This is a genomic window from Bifidobacterium boum, assembly GCF_000741535.1.
GTDB lineage: Bacteria > Actinomycetota > Actinomycetes > Actinomycetales > Bifidobacteriaceae > Bifidobacterium > Bifidobacterium boum.
This window is the reverse complement of sequence record NZ_JGYQ01000007.1, coordinates 393049-413713: the sequence shown is the minus strand read 5'-3', so window position 1 is coordinate 413713 and position 20665 is coordinate 393049. Positions and strand designations below refer to the sequence as shown.

15 protein-coding genes are annotated in these 20665 nt (G+C 61.1%); 10 read left to right on the top strand and 5 right to left on the bottom strand.

Annotation, left to right across the window (positions count from 1 at the left end; translation table 11 throughout):
- Window positions 1–130: 130 nt before the first annotated feature.
- A complete protein-coding gene (locus BBOU_RS03135) occupies window positions 131–4264 on the bottom strand; it encodes a DUF3418 domain-containing protein (protein WP_026502730.1) in 4134 nt (1377 codons plus the stop codon).
- Window positions 4261–4887, bottom strand: a complete 627-nt coding sequence (locus BBOU_RS03130; protein WP_026502729.1) for a class I SAM-dependent methyltransferase — start codon at window positions 4885–4887, stop codon at window positions 4261–4263. The genes BBOU_RS03135 and BBOU_RS03130 overlap by 4 nt, the downstream gene beginning before the upstream one ends.
- A 241-nt stretch (window positions 4888–5128) precedes the next feature.
- Here BBOU_RS03130 and hflX point away from each other — a divergent pair, with 241 nt between their 5' ends.
- From hflX to BBOU_RS03115, 3 genes are all read left to right on the top strand, one after another.
- Window positions 5129–6766: a GTPase HflX gene (hflX, locus tag BBOU_RS03125; protein ID WP_238551977.1), complete on the top strand. Its 1638-nt coding sequence runs from the start codon at window positions 5129–5131 to the stop codon at window positions 6764–6766.
- Window positions 6767–7035: 269 nt separating this feature from the next.
- Window positions 7036–7998, top strand: a complete 963-nt coding sequence (locus tag BBOU_RS03120) for an L-lactate dehydrogenase (protein ID WP_015450125.1) — start codon at window positions 7036–7038, stop codon at window positions 7996–7998.
- Between the two features lie 173 nt (window positions 7999–8171).
- Entirely contained in the window at window positions 8172–9161 is a 990-nt protein-coding gene (locus tag BBOU_RS03115; RefSeq protein ID WP_051616680.1) for a cation diffusion facilitator family transporter, read from the top strand.
- Window positions 9162–9186: 25 nt separating this feature from the next.
- On the opposite strand, the gene lexA is transcribed toward BBOU_RS03115, so the two are convergent.
- On the bottom strand, window positions 9187–9930 hold the full coding sequence (lexA, locus tag BBOU_RS03110; RefSeq protein WP_026502727.1) for a transcriptional repressor LexA: 744 nt from the start codon (window positions 9928–9930) through the stop codon (window positions 9187–9189).
- 202 nt (window positions 9931–10132) lie between these two features.
- Here lexA and BBOU_RS09400 point away from each other — a divergent pair, with 202 nt between their 5' ends.
- Both BBOU_RS09400 and nrdR read left to right on the top strand, forming a co-directional pair.
- Window positions 10133–10612, top strand: a complete 480-nt coding sequence (locus BBOU_RS09400) for a LysM peptidoglycan-binding domain-containing protein (RefSeq protein ID WP_051616678.1) — start codon at window positions 10133–10135, stop codon at window positions 10610–10612.
- 49 nt (window positions 10613–10661) lie between these two features.
- A complete protein-coding gene (nrdR, locus tag BBOU_RS03100; RefSeq protein ID WP_026502726.1) occupies window positions 10662–11132 on the top strand; it encodes a transcriptional regulator NrdR in 471 nt (156 codons plus the stop codon).
- Window positions 11133–11249: 117 nt separating this feature from the next.
- Here the strand turns inward: nrdR and serA are convergent, their stop codons facing one another.
- A complete protein-coding gene (serA, locus tag BBOU_RS03095; RefSeq protein WP_026502725.1) occupies window positions 11250–12455 on the bottom strand; it encodes a phosphoglycerate dehydrogenase in 1206 nt (401 codons plus the stop codon).
- 9 nt (window positions 12456–12464) lie between these two features.
- Window positions 12465–14744, bottom strand: coding sequence for a HelD family protein (locus tag BBOU_RS03090; RefSeq protein ID WP_026502724.1), 2280 nt, complete (start codon window positions 14742–14744; stop codon window positions 12465–12467).
- Window positions 14745–15750: 1006 nt separating this feature from the next.
- Between BBOU_RS03090 and mraZ the strand changes: the two genes are divergently transcribed.
- The 5 genes from mraZ to BBOU_RS03065 all read left to right on the top strand — a co-directional run bounded on the left by mraZ (window position 15751) and on the right by BBOU_RS03065 (window position 20570).
- Complete coding sequence (gene mraZ / locus BBOU_RS03085) at window positions 15751–16257, top strand: division/cell wall cluster transcriptional repressor MraZ (protein WP_033489968.1); 507 nt, start codon at window positions 15751–15753, stop codon at window positions 16255–16257.
- 7 nt (window positions 16258–16264) lie between these two features.
- Window positions 16265–17347, top strand: coding sequence for a 16S rRNA (cytosine(1402)-N(4))-methyltransferase RsmH (rsmH, locus tag BBOU_RS03080; RefSeq protein WP_051616677.1), 1083 nt, complete (start codon window positions 16265–16267; stop codon window positions 17345–17347).
- Complete coding sequence (ftsL, locus tag BBOU_RS03075) at window positions 17347–17808, top strand: cell division protein FtsL (RefSeq protein ID WP_026502722.1); 462 nt, start codon at window positions 17347–17349, stop codon at window positions 17806–17808. Before rsmH ends, ftsL begins: the two co-directional genes overlap by 1 nt.
- 1 nt (window position 17809) lies before the next feature.
- Entirely contained in the window at window positions 17810–19606 is a 1797-nt protein-coding gene (locus BBOU_RS03070) for a peptidoglycan D,D-transpeptidase FtsI family protein (protein ID WP_026502721.1), read from the top strand.
- Between the two features lie 70 nt (window positions 19607–19676).
- A complete protein-coding gene (locus BBOU_RS03065; RefSeq protein WP_026502720.1) occupies window positions 19677–20570 on the top strand; it encodes a hypothetical protein in 894 nt (297 codons plus the stop codon).
- Window positions 20571–20665 lie beyond the last annotated feature (95 nt).

The following is a 20665-nucleotide window of genomic DNA, read 5'->3' as shown; positions in this document are numbered from 1 at the left end:
GGATTGGCTCACACAGTGACGGTCGCGATTGCCGTGCACAGGTGGGTATCCGACTTGCCTGATGGCTGTTGCGGGAACCCGTCTGCTGCCGATTTCCGATGCAGACGAGTCAAGAACCCGCCGCACCCCGCTACGCGAGCGCTTTGCGGATGCGCTGGATACTCACCGTTTTCGCCGTGCCCAGCTCCTGCGCCCAGAGGGACACGTAGAACTCCTCAAGCATCCACCTGGCTTGTGTCGCTTTGCCGAGCAGCAGTTCATGCCGTGGTCCGGCGGGCTCCGCTTTGGCCTGTTCCATCGCCTTGTCCACGAGCCCACGCGCTTCATCGGCCTGCCACGCCCAGCGTACGTCCCGGTTCTTGTCGGTTTTCGCTTTGGCGAGTCGCATCAGATCGGCATGCAGGTATCGTTCGATATTTGGCAGCGCATCCGGGGGAGCAGCCCCGATGAACCCGGGGAACACGAGCGTCGCGATATGCTCCCGCACCGATTGCAGCACCGACAGCATCGGCAGATCGGCTTTGCCGGACACCGCCTTGTCGACTTCGGCGTACCGCTTGAGAATCGCAATCACATCATGCGCGACCGCGTACACGGTATCCTCGAACACTTCCGACACCCCGCTGACCGCTTGGGCGAGCGCCTCATCATCCGGCAGCTTGTCCACACGCGGCAGCAGGCGCTTGACGGCGGCGAGCTGCAGATCTTCGACCAGATCGGCGGTGGAACGGTATGGCGCGCTCGCCAGCATGAGCGCTTCAGCGCCGAGCCATCTTGAGGAAATACGTTCCGAAGGCAGACGCAGGGATTCCAGTGCGCCGGCCCACAGAATGTCGGCGCGCGGTTTGGTGGTTGCCCCCGCTTTGTGTAGCAGATTCGCCTGTTGGACGATTTTGCCTTGCGCCTCGGCGGCTTTCGCCTGTCGTTGCACGACTTTGCGTGCCGATGCGGCGGCGAGCTGTGCGAACTGTCGTTGCAACGCGACCAAGGATTTGCCGGTTCCGAGTACTTTGACATGCTGCCGGCTGCCGTGCCCGCGCCCGTTGCCGTGCCGATGCTGGGATTTGACCGGGGGCAGCGGCTCTTCGATGCTGAAGGTCATGCGCAGGTAGGGGGCGAGTTTGGCGATTTGCTCGTCCGTGTACACTTCCGGATGGATTTGCGCTCCCACGGTTGCAATCGCCGCCGCGGTGAACGCGTGGATGATGTCCGGCCAAGCGCCGGCCGCGGTTCCCGACCCGTTCGACGTCCCCTCTTGCTCTGGTGCTGGCAGGTTGGGATGCTTCATATCTCCGGATCCGGGCAGATCGGGGTAGCGTTCGTTGATGGCTTCGCGGATCGCCCGAGCCGTGTCGGGGGCGGGCACGAACTGGACGCGCAACGCTTTGGGCAAGGATTTGATCATGCCCAGGAGCAGTTCGTCAAGCAGTCCGGGCACGTTCCATGTGAACTGTTCGGGTGTCAACCGTGACAGTTCCTTGATGGGGATGTGCACGGTCACGCCGTCGTCCGGCGTACCCGGCTCGTACTTGTAGCTCAGCCGAAGGTCGATCGGCGTGCCGTCGGTGCCGAGCGTATGCCAGTATTCGGGGTAGTCGTCCATGCTGACGCTGTCGGAGTGTTGCAAACGCTCAACGTTGTCCGGATCGAAGTCCAGCAGGTGCGGCTGCTTGTCATGCTCGGTTTTCCACCATTTCGCCAAATCGGCGACACTGGTGATATCCGTCGGTATCACGGTGTTGTAGAAGTCGAAGAGGTCTTCTTCGCTGACCGTGTCGGCGACCTGCCGGGTACGGTCCGCATCATGTGCGGCTTCTTCGAGGATTTCCCGATTATGTTCGATGAACTCGTCGAACGGGAACCGCTGCTGGATATCGCCTTCGACGAGGCCTTGCCGCAGCAGGAAATCACGCGCTTCAAGCGGGTTGATGCGCCCCCACTGCACCGGACGGTCCTGCACGATCGGCAGCCCGTACAGCAGGACTTTCGATTGTGCAACAGCCGAGCCGCGCGAACCGGACCAGTGCGGCTCGGCGTACGTGACACGGGTGAGCGAGCCGGCCAGCGGTTCCGCCCATGCCGGGTCAATCGCGGCGGAATAGCGCGCCCACAGGCGTGAGGTTTCCACGAGTTCCGTGCTCATCACCCATGGCGGGGTGGTTTTGGCGACCGCCGACGCGGGGAACAGTGCGAAGCGTGTACCACGAGCGCCCCGATAGTCGTTTTTCGCGGTTTTCTGCGCACGTTTCATGGCGCGTGCTTTGGCCGCCCCCTTGAGTCCGGCGAAATCCGAGGCTTTCGGCTCGCGAACCACCTGCATGCCCAGCATGGACAGCAGTCCGGCGAGCATGGACTGGTGGATGCCTTGCGTATCCCACGTGCAGCACATGGCGTGTGCGGCCTGCTGGTTCATCGGCAGATTGCGGATGTCAAGCCCGGGCCGGGAGATCGGCTGCGGTTCGCCCACGCGGAATTTCAGTTCGCGGCACATCTGCGACAGCTGGGCGACGAGGTCTTTCCACTGCCGCATGCGCAGGAAGCTGAAATACTCGGCTTTGCAGATGCGGCGCAACGCGTTGTTGCCCGGCTCGCCGTCCACTTGGAACACGCGGTCCCAGATATTGAGCGCGGTGAGGAAATCACTAGTCGGGTCGGCATACCGGTTGTGGATCCGGTCAGCTTCCTCGCGTTTGTCTTCGGGGCGCTCCCGCGGGTCTTGCAAGCTGAGGAACGCGACGACGACCAGCACGGCGGCGAGCGTGTTCGGCGTGGTGTGGGTGGCCGCTTCGATGACCATGCGCCCGAGTCGGATATCAATCGGGATGCGGGAGAGTTGCCGGCCGATCCGGGTCAGTCTGACTTCGCCATGCTTGTGGATGAGCGCTTTGAGTTCGGTCAGCTCGTTGAAGCCGTCGGACACGGAACGCACGTCCGGCGGGTCGATGAACCCGAAATGCGTGATGTCGTCGACCGTGTGCGCCACGCCGACCGACAGCATGTGCAGAACCACCGCGCCCAGCGATGTGCGCAGGATTTCAGGTTCGGTGAAGCGTGGACGCGTCTGGTAATCTTCGTTCGAATACAGGCGGATCGCGATGCCGTCGGCCACGCGCCCGCATCGTCCGGAACGCTGGTCGGCGCTCGCCTGTGAGATCGGCTCGATCGGCAGGCGTTGCACTTTCGCGGTTTTTGAATACCGTGATATGCGTGCGGTGCCCGGGTCGACGACATAGCGAATTCCCGGCACGGTCAGTGACGTTTCGGCCACATTCGTCGCGATGACGATCCGCTGATGCGTGTGCGGTTCGAATACTTTGTGCTGTTCCTTGGCAGACAGCCTCGCGAACAGCGGCATGATTTCGATGGCGTCAGGTCGGCGCATATCCGCGGTGCGCGGTCCGAAATGATGGTGCAGCGCGTTTTCGAAATCGTGGATGTCGCGCTCACCGGACGCGAAAACCAAGATGTCCCGCGGCCCGTGCTCATGGCTTGAGCGGATGACCAGTTCGGCGCAGGCGCGGGCGACCGCGGTCGGCATGTCGGCCTGGTCGTCGTCACTGCCACCGCTGTTGCCGCCGCGTCCGCCGTCTTCGCCGCCGAGCGCCGGGTTGCGCGGGTTGGGGAAGCCGGGCACATGGTTCATGAGCGCGGGCAACGATCCCAAGGGTTCGTACACGATTTGGACCGGGTAGGTGCGTCCGGACACTTCGATGACCGGCACGGTGGTGCGCAGGGCGTGTTCGAAATGGTCGCGGAATTTCTCCGAATCGATGGTCGCCGAGGTGATGATGAGCTTCAGGTCACGGCGTTTGGGCAGCAGTGCGGTCAGGTAGCCGAGCAGGAAATCGATGTTGAGGCTGCGTTCGTGCGCCTCGTCGATCACGATGGTGTCGTAGCGGCTTAACTGGGGGTCGCGCTGAATCTGTGCGAGCAGGATACCGTCGGTGACGACGCGCAGCCTGGTATTGGGGGAGCTTTCGTCGGTGAACCGTACTTGGTAGCCGATTTCATCGCCGAGTTTGACGCCCATTTCCAAAGCGATGCGTTCGGCGACCGTTCGGGCGGCAAGCCGGCGCGGCTGCGTGTGTACGATCTGGTGGCCGTGCGTGCCGCGACCCATTTCCAGCAGCATTTTCGGTATCTGCGTGGTTTTGCCTGAACCGGTCTGTCCGGAAACGATAACAACCTGTGAGCGTTTCACCGCTTCGATGATCTGGTCGTGAGCGGCGGAAATCGGCAGTTCTTGGGGATACGTGAATCTCATGCCTGGCGCAGCACCTCGATGACACGATACCCTTTGGAACTCGCGTATTTGCTCACCGTATACCCGTCGCCGAGCGCTTGGGCAAGCCATGGGATCAGCGAGTCGGACCCGAGGTTCTTCTGCACCACTAGATACGCGGCGCCATCGTTGTCCAGCCGTGGAAGCCAAGCCATGAGCAGGTTGTGCAGCGCCTCCTTGCCGATGCGGATCGGGGGGTTGGACCAGATCACGTCAAAGGTGAGGTCGGCGGGTACGGCGTCCGGGCTGACGGCATGCACATGATTCAGCCCGTTGGCTTTTGCGTTCTCGCCGGTCAGTTCCGCCGCACGCTCGTTGATATCCACCGCCCACACGTCAAGTTCCGGTGATTCGAAGCCGAGCGCGAGCGCAATCGGCCCCCAGCCGCATCCCAGATCAAGCCCGGTGCCACGCTGCGGCGGCATGGGTGCGTGACGCAGCAGCACGGACGTGCCCAAATCGACCCGGTTGCCTGAAAACACGCCGTTCGAGGTCTGGACTGTCGCCTCATACCCGCGTAACGTCACCTTGCGTTCGCGCCGGATGTCCGCCGACTGCGGGGTCGAAGCGAAATACTGTTCACCGCCCGTGTTGCTCTTCCCCATGTCGCTCTTATCCGAACGGCTCGTGCTGTTCTCCTGCTTGTCGTCGTGCGCTTTGACGCCGTGATGTGCTTTCGATGCTGCCATATCCCTGTCGTTCTTTCCTGCAAACGTCTGTTGGTCGTGCCGTCCCGCCCGCCTGTCGCTGACGGCGGAACCGCTTGGTGTTGTCGTCCAACACGATGATAATAAAGACAATAGTTGATACTAGGAAGATACCGCCGATCGTGCCGCCGATTCGGCGATGCGAGAAGAAGGAACAGCCATCACCACGACAGCTTTCGCACGTACGGACGACGATGAAGACACCCCGGACAGCGGGAGCGTGACAAGCGCGACAACAGAGCAGACGTCGCACCGCGATGCCGCGCAATCCGCTCTACCGGCTGAGGGCGGCACGACAGACCCGTCCGCCAAACCCGCCGCAGCGCAACATGAAAGCGTTCTGGCTGAACATTCCGAAGTACTGCTCGACGACACCGCCGCCCACCCCTACGCCCATGAGGACGAAGCCTGGGCGGAACGTGAGGCGCGCAACCAGCTCAAACGTGTCGCCGGCCTCGGCGAACTCGAAGACGTCACCGAAGTCGAATACCGCAAGGTCCGCCTTGAACGCGTCGTGCTTGTCGGCGTGTGGTCAAGCGCGAAAACCACCCAAGCCCAAGCCGAGGAATCGTTGCGTGAGCTTGCCGCGCTCGCCGAAACCGCCGGCGCCCAGGTCTGCGACGGCTTGCTGCAGCACCGGTTGCGTCCTGATTCAGCCACCTACGTGGGTTCCGGCAAGGCCAAGGAAATCGCGGGCATCGTCGCGCGTGACGAAGCCGACACCATCATCGTCGACGACGACCTGCCACCCAGCCAGCGGCGAGCTTTGGAAGATGCGACAAAAGTCAAGGTCGTCGACCGCACCGCTGTGATTCTGGACATTTTCGCCCAACACGCCACCAGCCGCGAAGGCAAGGCGCAGGTCGAGCTCGCCCAATTACAGTACATGCTGCCGCGACTGCGCGGCTGGGGCGGCTCCCTGTCCCGTCAGGCGGGCGGCCGTGCAGCGGGCGCGGACGCGGGCATCGGCTCGCGAGGCCCGGGTGAGACGAAAATCGAAATGGATCGCCGCGTCATCCGCAACCGGATCGCCAAACTCCGCAAGCAGATTACCCACATGGCCCCGGCCCGCGATGTCAAACGCGGGTCGCGGCGTCGATTCGGCCTGCCCACGGTCGCCGTGGTCGGCTACACGAACGCCGGCAAATCGTCATTGACCAACCGGCTGACCGGATCCAAGGAACTCGTTGAAAACGCGTTGTTCGCCACACTCGACACCGCGGTACGACGGGCCAGTGCGAAAGACGGACGCCAATACGCCTACGTTGACACCGTCGGCTTCGTGCGCCGCCTGCCTACGCAGCTGGTCGAAGCGTTCAAATCCACGCTTGAAGAAGTCGCCGACGCCGATGTCATCGTCCACGTGGTCGACGCCTCCCACCCCGACCCGTTCGCCCAGATCGACGCGGTCAACGCGATCCTCGCCGACATCGACGGAACGGAAAGCATTCCGCGGCTTCTTGTGTTCAACAAAATCGACCGTGTCGACCAAACCACCCGCGACCGGCTCGCCGCGCTCGCTCCAGACGCCCATCTGGTGTCCGCGTACACCGGCGAAGGCATCGACGCGTTGCGTGAGCAGGTCGAGGGGCTCCTGCCCGTCCCCGGCGTACATGTCAGCGCGCTCCTGCCGTACACCGCGGGATCATTGGTGTCGAAAATCCGCGAATACGGGCAGATGGACTCGATTGACTACCGCGGTGACGGCATGATGGTCGAAGCTCAGGTGGACAGCCAGCTTGCCGCGCAAATCGTCGACGCCGCCATCGACGAGTGACCGCCCAGTAACCGGCGAATGACCGGCGAGCAGCCGGCGTCCGCCGGGACATCGGCCGCCGGCGGAATCTGCGCAATCAATGACACTCCGGCACTTGCCCGCGCGGCAAACGTTTGCCCCGCACACAGTGTGAACGCTCTCAAATTCATCTCGTACCGGTTCGCCCGCAAAGCGTTTTCCCCGGAGAAACGTCACGGAGAACCACTAGAGTAGAAGTGTTACTGAATGAAACCCGTCACAATCGGGTCATTGCCAAGGAGAAGTAGCAAATGGTGAATTCAGCTGTAAAGCCCACGAAGCTCGCTATCATCGGTGCCGGCGCTGTCGGCTCAACGCTTGCCTTCGCGGCCGCCCAGCGTGGCGTTGCACGCGAAATCGTTCTCGAAGACATTGCCAAGGAACGCGTCGAAGCCGAAGTGCTCGACATGCAGCACGGCTCCAGCTTCTACCCGACCGTCTCCATCGACGGTTCCGACGACGTGGAAATCTGCCGTGACGCCGACATGGTCGTCATCACCGCAGGCGCTCGCCAGAAGCCGGGCCAGTCCCGCCTCGACCTCGCCGGCGCGACCATCAACATCATGAAGTCCATCATCCCGAATGTGGTCAAGGTCGCCCCGAACGCCATCTACATGCTCATCACGAACCCGGTGGACGTCGTCACCCACGTGTCCATGAAGCTGTCCGGCCTGCCGGCCAACCAGATGTTCGGCTCCGGCACCAACCTCGATTCCGCGCGTCTGCGCTTCCTGATCGCCCAGCAGACCGGCGTGAACGTGAAGAACGTGCACGCGTACATCGCCGGCGAGCACGGTGATTCCGAAGTCCCGCTGTGGGCTTCCGCAACCATCGGTGGCGTTCCGATGTGCGATTGGCAGCCGCTGCCGGGCCATGAGCCGCTCGACGCCGCCAAGCGTGAGGAAATCCATCAGGAAGTCAAGAACGCCGCCTACAAGATCATCCAGGGCAAGGGCGCGACCAATTACGCGATCGCCATGTCCGGCGTGGATATCATCGAAGCTGTGCTGCGCGACACCAACCGCATCCTGCCGGTGTCCTCCATGCTCACCGACTTCCACGGCATCTCCGACGTGTGCATGTCCGTGCCGACCCTGCTGAACCGTCACGGCGTGAACTCCCGCATCAACACCCCGCTGTCCGACCATGAGCTCCAGGAGCTCAAGAAGTCCGCGGAGACGTTGCGCGAGACCGCAGCGAAGTTCGGCTTCTGATACGTTCACTCCACCGGTGTTGCCCGGTTGAGTATGGAACCCCGGTCCATGTGGCCGGGGTTCTCTCGTTTTCCGCACGTTGAGAATGGTAATGAGAAGCGGTTTCGGTACCGTGTCCAGCCGGCCTGGACCGGTGGAACGCCGACCGAGGTCTGTACAGACAAGGAGCAGCGATGGCGCACGAGCACGGAACAAACAGACAAACGGCTGATAGCAGGGAACACCAGAAGCGGCTGACGATGTCGCTGGCATTGACGTTGACCGTGTTCGTAGCTGAGGTTGTCAGCGCGGCGGTCACCGGATCGCTCGCGTTGCTCGTGGATGCCGGCCATATGCTCACCGACCTGTCAGTGCTTGTAGCGTCAACGGTGACCGCGATGCTGATGCGACGCAAACCAAGCAACGTGCGTACATGGGGATGGGCGCGACTCGAAGTGATTACCGCGGCTCTCGGTGCGCTGATGCTGCTGTTCGTTGGCATATACGCGCTCGCGGAGGCAGGCATGCGCCTGTTCGGCGCCGCGGACGACGGTGTGCGCAGCCCGGTTCTGCTGCTGTTCATGGGTGTGCTCGGTTTGACGGCGAATGTCGCTTCGATGCTGATCCTCCATGCCAACAGCGAGGACAATATGAATATGCGCGCGGCCTTCCTTGAAGTCGTCAATGACGCCTTGGGGTCGGTCGCAGTGATCGTTTCGGCGATTGTGCTCCAAGCGACCGGCTGGGGCGGTTTCGACGCCGTCGCCGGTGGGGTCATCGCGCTGATGATGATTCCGCGCGCGGCATTGTTGCTGCGCAACGCGGCGCGTGTCCTGTTGGAGGAGACGCCGGAAGGCTTGGATTTGGATGAGGTGCGTACCCATATGGAACATGTGCCCCATGTGGTAGCGGTGCATGATTTGCATGCGAGCACGGTGTCGACCGGTATGCCGGTGCTGATGGCGCATGTGGTGGTCGATCCGGGATTGTCCATGACGCAGGGCGCGGAGATTCTCGCGCAATTGCACAGCTGCCTGCAGGAGCATTTCCCGGTGTCCGTCGAGCATACGACGTTCCAACTGGAGCCGGACGGTTGTGAGGTCTCACGTACGGAGCATTTGCATGACGAAGCCTGCGAAACTCAGGAGACTGACGGGTCGCCGAGAAGCGCCGGGAAGCGGTGAAAGGCGAAAACGATGCTGCGGGCGTTCAGATTTTGCGAAGCACGGTGACGACTTTGCCCATGATTTGCGCGTGCGTGCCATCGATGGGCGAATAAGCGGGGTTGTGGGGGATGAGCCACACATGCCCTTGTTCTTTGCGGAATGTTTTCACGGTGGCTTCGTCGTCAAGCAGGGCTGCGACAATGTCCCCGTTTTCCGCGGTCTGCTGTTCACGCACGACGACGAAATCGCCGTCGCAGATGGCGGCGTCGACCATGGAATCCCCGTGGACTTCAAGCATGAACAGATTGCCGGTTCCGGTGAGCCGCTGCGGCAGGCGCATGACATCTTCGACATGCTGCTGTGCGGTGATCGGGGTGCCGGCGGCGATGCGCCCGACCAATGGCACGTCGCGTGATGCCGTGATCGAGGGGGCGTCTTCGCGGTCCTGGTCGGGGGCGGGGAAGGGGAAGATGTCGGCGGTGCGTGTCTGCGGGGCGGTATCGGGCTGATCGTTCGGTTGCGTGGTTTCCACGAGTTCGATGGCCCGGCCTTTTTTCGCGCCGATGCGGATATACCCGCGGTCTGCGAGCACTTGCAACTGATGTTTGACCGACGATGGGCTTTTGAGGCCGACAAGATCGCCGATTTCTCGGAACGAAGGGGCATAACCGTGGGCTGAGACATGTGAGCGGATGGCGTCAAGCACTTGGCGCTGGCGCGTGGAAAGCGCGGGGGATCGCCCCGCCGGTGCGTCGTCATGCCGTGATGGGAATGCGATTGTGCCCACAATGGTTCCTTTCGTTCTTCTGCAAGCATAACCATAGAACCGGAAAATATCAAACATCTGTTCGACACGCTCTTGCTGTTTTCGAACGGCTGTGCCATACTTAGAACATCTGTTCGATAGAACACATGTTCGAATAGGTGGGTGCGGGCATTTGCCTGCCGCTCGGCTCGTACGGCGTGGAAGACACGGAAAGGCACGGATCATGGTTGAGATTCAGCGTCATGGCGGGTATATCGCGGTCAGCCGCAACGTTGCGATGTCACGAATGCACCGCATGTCAAGGCCTGCCGGTGTGTGCGTCGCAGCGAGCCGTGGGTATCGTGGCGTCGCCAATCGTTTGCGTGGCGGTAGCATGCCGTGCAATGACGGTGCGCATCCCGTGGATGAACCGACGGGCGGTATGCCGGCGTATCTGCCCAAAGTGTTGGTCGGCGTGCTGCTCGCATGCGCTCTGGTATTCGGCTGGAGTGTATACTCGCCTGACACCGCGCAATCGGCGACGCCGCGGCATACGGTGACCTACAGTGTGCAGCAGGGGGATACCTTGTGGCAGTATGCGCAGCAGGTGACACCTCCCGGCGGCGATGTGAGAGGCACGGTGCGCGACATCGTCGAATTGAATCATCTGCAATCCACGGAACTTATGCCGGGACAGACCATCGTGGTTCCGGTTGACCGGTAGTCGGTCGGCATGCGGGCGGAGGTTGGCGGTGTCGGCTATTGTTGATGACATGCATTGCCCGTATTGTCAAAACCCCGAAACCAAAGTGGTTGACACCCGTATCAACGAGGATGGCCACTCCATCAAACGACGTCGTGAATGCCTCAAGTGCGGACGCCGTTTCACCACTGTGGAAACCACCATGCTACTCGTGCAGAAACGGTCCGGTAACGTCGAACCGTTCGACCGCAACAAAGTGGTCAATGGTGTACGCAAAGCGTGTCAGGGGCGGCCGATTGACGAAGACCAGCTGAAAACGCTGGGACAGCGGGTGGAAGAGGATCTGCGGTCACGGGGACTGGCGACTGTCAAATCAGAAGAAGTCGGCAAGGCGATTCTCAAGCCATTGCGCGATCTCGACGAAGTCGCCTACATGCGGTTCGCAAGCGTATACCAGAATTTCGAGAACCTTCAGGATTTCCAACACGCCATCGACGAGCTGAATGCGAGCAAAGCCAAGGAATTCAGCGGCGTCCGCTGACTGGGCCATACGGGAATGGTGTTCCGGCGCATACGCCGGAACAACAATATGCCAAACGGGCTGCCCCAACCATACGGCTGGGGCAGCCCGTTTAGTATATCCGTGACCGCTGGCGGATCAGTCGCCGGACAGCACCCGCATGCGGATGGTGCCTTCGATGTGGCTCAGCGCATCGATCGTCGCCTGATCGGGCTTGCCGGACACGTCGGTGACCACATAGCCCAACTCGCCTTCCGTGCCAAGCGACTGAGCGGAAATATTGATGTTTTCCTCGCCCAGAATGTGGTTCATCTTGCCCAGCACGCCCGGCAGGTTGGCATGCAGGTGGGCGATACGCACGTTGCCGCGGTTCGCGCCAAGCGTCAGCTGTGGGAAATTCACGGACAGCATCGTGGAACCCTTATACCAGTAGTCCTCCAAACGCTGCGAAACGAAGTGTCCGATCGATTCCTGCGCTTCAAGCGTCGAACCGCCGATGTGCGGCGTCAAAATCATATTGTCTTCGTCAGCCAGCGGCGTGCCGAACGGGTCACCGGTCTTCTTCGGCTCCGTGGGGAACACGTCCACAGCGGCTCCGGAAAGATGCCCGGAATCCAAGTGACGTTTCAGCGCGTCCAAGTCGGCGACGAATCCACGGGACAGGTTGATGAAAATAGCGCCCTGCTTCATGTGCGAGAACTGTTCCTCACCGAAGAACCCGGTATTGGACTTGCGACCGTCCACATGCAGCGTCACCGCATCGGACTGCTCAAGCAGGTCATTAAGGCTCGACATGCGCTTGGCATTGCCCATGGCGAGTTTTTCCTCGATGTCATAGAACAGCACGCGCATGCCCATCGCCTCGGCAAGCACTGACAGCTGAGAGCCGATATTGCCGTAGCCGATGATGCCGAGCGTCTTGCCGCGGACCTCATGCGAGCCGCTGGCAGACTTATCCCACACGCCATGCTTCATATGATGCGTATGCGCGGGGATACGACGCATCAGGCAAATGATGTCGCAGATGACCAGTTCAACCACCGAGCGGGTGTTCGAATACGGTGCGTTGAATACGGCGATACCGCGCTTGCCCGCGTAGTCGAGATCCACTTGGTTGGTGCCGATGCAGAAGCAGCCGATGGCGGTGAGATTCGGCCTCGCGTCGATTACTTTGCGCGTCACGTTGGTCTTGGATCGGATGCCAAGCACGTCGACGCCGTCGAGAGCGTCGATGAGCTCATCCTCGCTCAAGGCTCCCTTGAGCGTTTCCACCTCGAAACCGTGGTCTCGCAGCGATTGTGCCGCGAACGGATGAATATTCTCTAATAACAATGCTTTGGGCATACTACTACCTTAAATCGTAAGTTGACGTTCGTCATCTTCTGTCCGCACTATAAGCAGGCGTTGTGTCGGCCGGGTCATCGCGACATACAAGTCGGCGGCGGCGACCAGGCGCGCCGGTGAGCTCTGCTCGATCTCGCCGGGTTGGACGACGATTACGGCGTCGAACTCCAGCCCCTTGACCTCTTCGGTCGTGCACACCATGATCTGACGGTCCCAAGCGTTCTGCTCGCTGAGACGAGTGAAACGGTCCCGGGGCAGGCTTTCGCGCAGCCTGTCAGTCACGGTGTCGCGTAGTGCGGCGACATGCTGGGAGGCGGCGATGACGGCGATACGGCCGGTACCGTCATCACCGACGTATTCCTCGGCAAGCGCAAGGGTTTCCTCGGCGACGCGGGCGTTCAACGCGGTTTCGTCGGCGACGCGGATGCGCCGGACGGAATCGTCGACATGGCGGACCGCTTTGACTGTGGAAACGTACAGGCCTTCATGCTCGGCGAAGCGGGAGGCGAGGTCGGAAACCTCCTGCGGGTTGCGATAGTCGATGGTCAGCTCGTTGAGGTCCCAGTGTTCGGGGCCGAACAGCCGGTCCATGGTTTTCGCCCATGAACGTGTGCCGCCAAGCGCCGAGGTCTGTGCCACGTCGCCGACGATGGTGAACGAGCGTGACGGGCATCGCCTGATTAGCATCCGCCAGTCCATGGCGGTCAGTTCCTGCGCCTCGTCGACGACGATATGCCCGTACGTCCATTCACGGTCCGCCGCCGCATGCTGGGCGATGAGTTCGTCGCTGCCGCCGTTGATGTTGTCCAGCAGCATTTGGGAGGTTACGATACCCGAGCCGATGCCCGCTTGGGCGAGCGTGTCCTTGGCGAATTGTTCCTCTTCGGCACGTTTGGCGTCTTTGGCGGCCTGACGGGCAGCCTGCTTGGGGTCGGGGCCGAGCAGTTCCAAGGCTTCGTCAAGCAGTGGGATGTCGGACCGGGTCAGCGGCGATCCCTTGGGACGGGTCAGCGCGTTGACGTCATCGTCGGACAGCCATGGGGCGAAACGCTTGAGCTGCTGCGGTTTGGCGAACAACTGGTCGATCAGCCATGGTCCGGTCATCGGCAGCCACGCCTTGTTCAACGTGATACGCACCTGATCGTTCATCCGCAGCTGGGTGAGGATGTCGTACAGTTCCGCCTGGTTCGGCTGGTAATCCAACTGTTCGACGTAGCGGTCGCGCAATGTGGCAAGCATGTCACGCACGAAGGTTTCGCGTGCCTTGTTATGCGGTTGGCGGGTACGTTTGGCGTCGGCGATCGCCTGATTGAAATCGTCGCGCAGCATCGGCACTTTGAACCCGTTGAGCGAGATGACCGGCAGGTGCGAAGGAATGCGTTCCCTTGCGGCCACGGCGTTTTCGATGGTATGCCGCATCCGCCAGTCACCTTTGAGCATCGCGGTTCGTGGGCCATCCTCGTGCGAGGCGACGAAGCCGGGAATCAGATCGGCGATGGTCCGGCTGACTACGCCGGTCTCACCGAGCGAGGGGAGCACCTGGTCAATGTAGTGCAGGAAGCCGGTACTCGGGCCGATGACCAGCACGCCGGAATTCTGCAGCCTGCGGCGATGCGTGTACAGCAGGTATGCCGCACGGTGGAGTGCGACAGCGGTTTTGCCGGTTCCCGGGCCGCCTTGGACGATGACGACCCGGTCGAGTGGCGCGCGGATGATACGGTCCTGTTCGGCCTGGATGGTGGCGACGATGTCGGTCATTTTGCCGGTGCGCTTCGAATTGAGGGAGGCGAGCAATGCGCCTTCCCCGGTGAGTGTGCCGGCATCCTGTGCTTTGCCGACCTGATCGGAGTGGACGTCAAGCACTTCGTCTTCGATGCCGGTGACTTCCCGGAAATGCAAGGTGATATGGCGACGCATGACGATATCGCCATGATGCGACGGGGTCGCTTCGTAGAACGGCCGGGCGGCTTCGGCTCTCCAATCAGTCAGGATCGGCTCATGTTCGGCGCTGGACAAGCCGATGCGGCCGATGTATCGGCGTTTGCCGTGAACGTCATCGAGACGACCGAACACGAGCCGATCCTCAACGGCGCGCAATTGCATCAGACGGTCTTCGTACATGGTTGCGAAGGAATCGCGTTCAGTGCGTTGCGTCGGCGAGCCATGTGAGCCGGCCGCGCGTACGGCGGCGAGCCGTTCCTTGGCTTGGTCGCGTAGCGAGTCCAGACGGTCATAGGCGCGTGTCACTGCGCGTTGTTCCTCGTGAAGCTGGGAGGAGTAAGTCGTCATGCTGTTCCGTTTCCGATATCAGATGCTGCGATTCAGGCATTCCAGTGTACCGCGAGGCAACTACGTCTTTCGCGCAGGTGCGGGAGATGTCGGCGCTGATGCGTTTGGCAGCCGTCCGGGCGGTCGGTGTGTGAGCGAATCCTCACAACAGTGGGGGTCGGCATCGTTCGGAGGGCTGATTTCAGCCGTCCGGGCGGTCGTTGCGTGAGCGAATCCTCACACGGTGGGCATCGGCTGGTATTGCTGCATCGCCATTGAATAGGGATGATTCACCGTTCATTCACCACATTTGCAATGAAAACATCAATGAACGATACGATACAGGTTCGTTTCACCATTGATGCACCATTTCGTACGCTTTTTATCTGACTTGCGTGGTGTCATCATGGTTGGGGCGGTATGTTCCCGACGGGTGCTGTCGCCTGTCCAGGGGCGAAACGCCGGATATGAACCGCTTTTTGAGCGGTATCAACGGCACCGGACCGCTTGCGTGAGGTTTTTGTGTACTCATGGTGGAAAATGGGGATTCGTGGGGTAAAGTGGTGAACCAGCTGTGTGGAGTGTGTCCGATAACGATAAAGGAGGTGGAATTATGGCTACGCGCGATAGCGATATCAAGCCCGAAATCCCCTCCGATGCTCCACAGCCTGCGCCCGGGCAGCCCCAGCCACCGGTTTTCGCGGTTCCTCCCACCTCGTTCACACCACAGTTCACCGCGGATCCGACCGGCCAACAGTCTGCACAGGCCGCGCAATCTCCACAGGCCGCGCAGCCGTTTCCCCAGCCGGTAGCCCCGCAACAGCCGCAATCCGGCATGGCCGCTTACGTCTACGATCCTCGGCAGGGATGGGTTCTGGTCAACCAGCCTGTGCAGCCCATGCCATCGGCGTTCGCTCCACAGGGCTACCAGCAGTCAGGCCAGCCGCTCCAGTCCGTGCAGGCCGGCCAACCTGACCGGCAGATGCCTGCCGCCCAGCCGGTCGTCCAAACCATCATTGGCGGGCAGATGCCACAGCCGGCAAGCATCGGAGCATCACCGGCCGCCGCATCATCGAACTCGGCCACCGGCGACGAAATCATGCTGCTGGGCACGTATGCCCCGAAAATCGACGCGAAAGGCAGAATGGCGTTGCCTGCGAAATTCCGCTCCCAGCTCGGGCCAGGCGTGGTTATGGCACGCGGACAGGAACGTTGCGTCTACCTGTTCCCGCAGACGGAGTTTCGTCGCGTAGCCATGCAGATTCAACGCACGTCGCTGGGCAACAAAGCCGCCCGCGAGTATCTTCGCGTCTTCCTGTCCGGCGCAGTCGACCAGACCCCGGACAAGCAAGGTCGCGTCCTGGTGCCGCAAATGCTGCGCGACTACGCCAAACTCGGTGACGATATCGTGGTCATCGGCGTGGGGACCCGCGCTGAAATCTGGAATCGTCAGGCTTGGGAACAGTATTTGGCCGATAACGAGCAGGGCTATTCCGATATCGCCAATGATGTCCTGCCGACGATGGAATGGTGAGTGTGCTATGACGGATTTTTCAACCATCCACCAGCCGGTACTGCTTGACGAGTGCGTCGATCTCGTCGCCCCCGCCCTCCAACAGCCCGGAAGCATTGTCGTCGACTGCACGCTCGGTTTGGCCGGTCATGCGTGCGCGTTCCTCAAAGCCGCCCCACGAGCGCGGCTGATCGGTATCGACCGAGACCGTGAAGCGCTGGGCATGGCGACCCAGCGGATGCGCCAGGAAGGCCTCGGGGACCGCTTCACCCCGGTGCACGCCGCCTTTGACGAGTTCGATCGTGTACTCCATGACCTGGGTATCCATCGCGTCCACGCGGTGTTCATGGATCTGGGATTGTCCAGCCTGCAAATCGACGAAACCGACCGCGGCTTCTCCTACTCCCATGACTCGCCGCTCGACATGAGGATGGACGTCACACAGAATCTGACCGCGCAACAGGTGCTCGCCCAATACAGCGAACACGATCTTGCGTACATTTTCAAAACCTACGGCGAAGAGCGTTTCGCACGCCAAATCGCCCACGCCATCGTCGACGAACGGACCGCCACGCCGTTTGAGACGTCAGGACAATTGAACCGGCTCGTCGACCGTGTGGTTCCCAAAGCACACCGTCCTGCGGGCAACCCGGCGAAACGCGTATTCCAAGCCCTGCGCATCGAAGTCAACGGCGAACTGGACAAGCTCGCCCACACGCTGCCGCAAGCCGCGAACCATCTTGCCGTAGGCGGCAGGCTGGTCGTCGAGTCCTACCATTCGCTGGAAGACAAAACCGTGAAAAGCTTCATGCGCTACGGCCTGGAATCGGACGCGCCCGCAGGACTGCCGGTCATTCCCGACGACGCCAAACCGTTCTTCACCGCCCTCACCAGGGGTGCGGTGAAAGCCGACGAGCAGCAGATCGCCGACAATCCACGATCCGCATCCGTCCGGTTGCGTGCCGTGGAACTCACACGGCCGATCCCCGACCGGTGGGTGGAACGTTTCGACCGCATGAGATGCGAAGGCGTTGGCCGTAACCGCAGATCCGGCCACCAACAGCACGGGCAACATCACGACCATGGCACGCATGGAACGAGGAGAGGATAATGGCGGCTCCCGCACGCAGAATACATTCGAACGCGACTCCGGCCAAGCGCACGGAACGCGCCGAGGACACCCGTGAAGGCAGCACCCGTCCGGCATTGCATGTAGTCAAGAACGAGCGCGCTGAAGCAAGTGCCTCACGCGACCGGCTCCAACAGTTCCTCGAATGGACCAGGTCACGCACCGCACCATTCTTGCAAATCGTCGTCTCCTCGGTGTTTCTTGTGGCGACGCTGGTGATCGCCCTCGGGTTACGCACCCAAATGGCATCGAATTCGTTCGAATCGAACCAGACTGAGAACCATATCGAACAGTTGCAACAGGACATCCAGTCCGATCAGACCAAACTCGACTCCCTCCAAGCGTCACTGCCGCAGAAAGCGCAAGACATGGGGATGGTCGCCCAACAGGATTCCGTGACCATCGATCTCAACGGCTATCAGCCCAGCGACGGGGGCAAGTGACATGCGCCTGTGGAAACGGCTGGTCAACGCGATCGGAGAGTTCGGCGCTCGCAGTGTCTTGGTGATGCTTGTGTTCGCCATGGTCGCATCCACGTGCATCGTCCGACTCGTGGATGTGCAACTGGTCAACGCGAAAACCTATGCGCAGGCGGCGGCGGACACGCGCACGGCCAGCATGACCATCAAAGCGAATCGCGGCAAGATCGAAGACACGAACGGAACCGTTCTGGCACAAAGTGTGGAACGGTACAATATCATCGGTGACGCGATCCTTGCCCAACAGTTCAAGCCAGTGAACTGCACGGCGAAAAAAACCAAGAACTGCCACTCCATCAACGGCAAACCGGTCGGCACCACCGGGGCAGCCGCAGTGGCACGTCTGATATCCGGTCTTCTGGGCATTGACGCGAAAACCCTGGGCGCGCAGCTGAGCACAACCTCCCGGTATGTGGTCTTGAAAAAGAACGTGTCCCCGGAAGTCAAACGCAAGCTCGACAAGCTCAACCTCGGTTGGTGTGTCTACGCACGGTTGTCCAGCGTCCGTGAATATTCGAACGGCACGCTTATGGGATCGCTGCTCGGCGGCGTCAACGGGCAAAACACTGGTGTCGGTGGTATCGAGCAGATGGAAAACAAGGTCCTGACCGGCACCGACGGCAGCGTGACCTACCAGGTGGGCGGTGGCGGACAGATGATACCGGGCACGCAAATCGACAAGAAAGATGAAGTCGACGGTTCGGATGTCAAACTCACCATTGATGCGGACCTGGACTGGTACGTCAAGAAAGCGCTGACTGATGGCGTCAACCAATTCCATGCGGATTGGGGTATCGCCGTCGTCCAGGACGTGCAAACCGGGGCGATTCTCGCGCTCGAGGATTCCGACCAGATTGAAGCGGGCAGCACCGAAGCCATGCAACGCGCATCACGGGCTGTCGCCGAGACCTTCGAGCCCGGCTCGGTCGGCAAAGTGTTCTCCATGGCGGGCATGCTGCAACTCGGCTTGCATAAGATGACCGACCAGTTCAGCGTTCCGAGCACCATCACCGTGGACGGGCAGGATTACAAGGACTCGCATGAGCATGGTACCAGCAATTGGACGCTCGCAGGCATCCTGCAGCAGTCGTCGAACGTCGGCATGATCATGGCGGCGGACAAGTACACCAATGAGGAACGCTACGAGTTCATCAAAAAATTCGGCATCGGCCAGGCCAGCGGCATGAACCTGCCTGCGGAATCAAGCGGCTGGCTGACCCCTCCCAGCAGTTGGGACGGCCGTACCCGCAACACCGTGCTGTTCGGCCAAGGCTACTCGACCAACGCCTTGCAAATCACGAACGCCATCGCTGTGATCGCGAATAAAGGCGTGAAAAACCAGCAGTACATCATCAAATCCGTCACCGATGCCGAAGGACATACGACGACAGCCAAGCATGGGGAAGCAACCCGCGTCGTCGACGAATCAGTCGCCGCCCAAATGCTCAACGCGATGGAGTCCGTCGGCGAGTACTACAAGAACGAGACAGGCATCCCCGGGTACCGGATCGCCGCGAAAACCGGTACCGCGCAGGTGCCGGGCGCAAACGGCGCGTTGACATCGATCGTCGCCGACTGGGTGGGTGTGCTCCCCGCCGATAATCCACGATTCGTAGTCACCGTTATTCTCAAGGACCCTGAAGGAACGTTCGGTGGTATGACCGCCGGCCCGGTCTTCAAAACCATCGGTGAATTCCTTATGCAGAAGTATCAGGTGCCGGCTTCCGCGCCACGCACCGATGCTATCCCGGTGACGTGGTAATGCAGAACGCATGCGCCATGAACGGCAGTCAAGCCGGTACGCGACGAACGATGACAGAAAGGGGTACCCGATGAGTGTGGTGACTGAGGCTGTAGGCCTGCGGATGACGCTGGGCGACATCTGCACACGGTTCGGTTTCGAGCTTGTCCCGGCATTCGCAGACGGTGTGACCATCACGTCGCTCAGTGATGACATCGAGTCCATCAAACCCGGATCCCTGTTCACCCCGTTGCAGGATGTTGACGCTGAAACCCTGCATATCGCCCATGTGCACGGCGCATACGCCGCACTCATCCCGCATGCGTCTCGAGATCTTGCCGAACAAGCGGGATACCCCGTCATCGTGGCCGACCCCACCCCCCAGCAGATCGGGGAACTCGCCAGCACGCTTGCCGGCGACCCGTCAAAACCGCTCGCCGTGTTCGCCGTCGGCGGCCGCGACGATGACGAGGTGCGTGCCAGCACCATCCGTTTGGCGGCGTTCCTGCACATGCTCGGCAACCCGATCGGACAAATCAACGCCGCCGGATCGTCATCGCTGGAACGACAGTTGAACCTGTCCTATCCGCTGAACATCTACGACATCCAACACATCATGGCGGTCTGCGCCGAAGACGGCGCCGCAGCCATCATCATCGCACTCGAACCTGGTACGCTTGACGACCACGCGCTGGAAAGCACCAACGTGGATGTCGTCGGCTCCACCGGCGTGCTCACCGCCCAGACGCAAGCCGATACACTCCGCGACTGGATTGAACGCTACGGGTTCACTCTGAAAGACGGCGACCATATCATCCGCCAACGTGACGCGGAAACCGACAGCATCGCCGCCGAAGCGGTTGACAGGGGAGCCGGCACGGGGGAGGCGTCCAGGCTGAGCCTGGCCATCTCGATGGTCATGGCGGCAGGCGTGAGGAAATCCAATATCCGCAGCGCGTTGAGAGTATCCCACGAGATGCAGTAAACTCACGACACCGCAAGCCAGACACATCCGTATAATCGTCCCCACGACAACGGTAACCGCCGACGGGACACCACGGGGCAAACAATCAGGAGGAA